The following is a 1,595-nucleotide window of genomic DNA, read 5'->3' as shown; positions in this document are numbered from 1 at the left end:
GGCGGAAATCCGCACAAACCGCAGCGACTGCGAGCGGTTCTCCGCCAGCGTCGAAAAAACTGCTGCAGGCGCTGTCGTGCGCGCCATCGCATGGGCAAACTACACGGCCCTGCCATGGTTGTGACTGCCTCTCTTCGCCCGCGCGCGCTGCGCCTCCTCCGCCTGCTGAGCCGGCCGGGCTTCCATCTCTTCCTGACAGGCTTGCTGATGGTGCTCGGCTTCGTGCTCGCGCACCGCATCAGTGAACGCAGCGGCCGCGAGCAGTTGTCGGCACTCAGCACCGAGCGGCTGGAGCTCTATGCCTCCAACCTTGCTGCCGAGCTGGGCCGACACGCCTCCCTGCCCAGCTTGCTGGCCATCGCGCCGACGCTGCAGGCCCTGATGCAGGCGCCGGGCGACGAAGCGACCCGCCGGGCCGCCAGCCAGATGCTGGCCCGCGTCAATGTGCGCGCCGGCACCCACCAGATCTTTGTCGCCGACGCCAAGGGCCAGGTCTTGTCGGCCAGCGAAGCGCTGACGCCGCCGGCGCGGCTGGCCGAGGCCCTCGCCCAGGGCCGCACCCACTTCTTTGCCGCCGATGCCAACACCGGCAGCACCGACTTCTATCTGCTGCACCCGCTGCGCGGGGCCAGCCAGGTGTCATCGGCGGGAGCGGGTGATATCCCGCTCCGGGGCGTCATCGTCGTGCGCTTCAACCTCGCGCCACTGGAAGCGACGTGGATCGACCTCGGCCTGCGCTCGCAGAACGAACGCATCCTCATCGCTGACGATCAGGACGTCGTCATCATGAGCTCCGTGCAGGCCTGGAAGTACGCCGTGCTGGGCCACGCCGACCCGTCGCGCCGCCAGGCCCTGCAGGCCAGTGCGCGCTACCCGCAGGCCATCGGCCCCAACCTGGACCTGCCGGCTTCGCTGGAGGTGCACCAGGGCCAGCAAGTCAGCCTGCCTTTGCCCGGTGCCAAGCCCATGCTGGCGCAGCAGCGCCAGATCGTGCCGCTGGGCCTGCGCCTGGTGGCTCTGTCGGACCTGACCGAGGTGCGCCAGCGCGCCCAGCTCGCGGCCTGGGGCGGTGCAGCGTTTGGCGCCAGCATCGGCCTGCTCGTGCTCTATCTGTCGTCGCGCCGGCGCGCGCTGCGCCAGCTCACCAAAGCGCAAACGGAGCTGCAGCAGGCCCACGCCCTGCTCGAACAACTGGTGGACAGCCGCACCGCCGAGCTGCGCCAGACCAATGACGCGCTGAAGACCCAGATCGCCCAGCGCCTGCAGACCGAAGGCGAGTTGCTGCAGGCCAGCAAGCTTGCCGTGCTGGGTCAGATGTCGGCCGGGCTGTCGCACGAAGTCAACCAGCCGCTGACCGCCTTGCGCGCGCTGGCGCGCAACTCGATCCGCTTGCTGGAAGCCGGCCGCCAGGACGCGGTGGCGACCAATCTGCAGCTGATGGACGACATGGTCGAGCGCATGAGTCAGATCACGCGCCAGCTGAAGAGCTTTGCGCGCAAGGCCGATGAGCAGGTCACAGGCGCCGTGTCGCTGCTGGACTGCGTGCGCAACGCCCTGCTGCTGCTGGAGCACCGCAGCCGCGCGCTGGATGTGCA

Annotated in this window: 1 protein-coding gene; it reads left to right on the top strand. The window is 69.2% G+C overall.

Annotated elements, in window-relative coordinates; genetic code table 11:
• Positions 1 to 114: 114 nt before the first annotated feature.
• A partial coding sequence (locus tag AC1DU6_RS30495; RefSeq protein ID WP_477861824.1) for a sensor histidine kinase occupies positions 115 to 1,595 on the top strand: 1,481 nt, incomplete at its 3' end.

The organism is Roseateles sp. P5_B10 (assembly GCF_056400485.1).
This window is presented reverse-complemented; position numbering and strand designations above follow the sequence as displayed.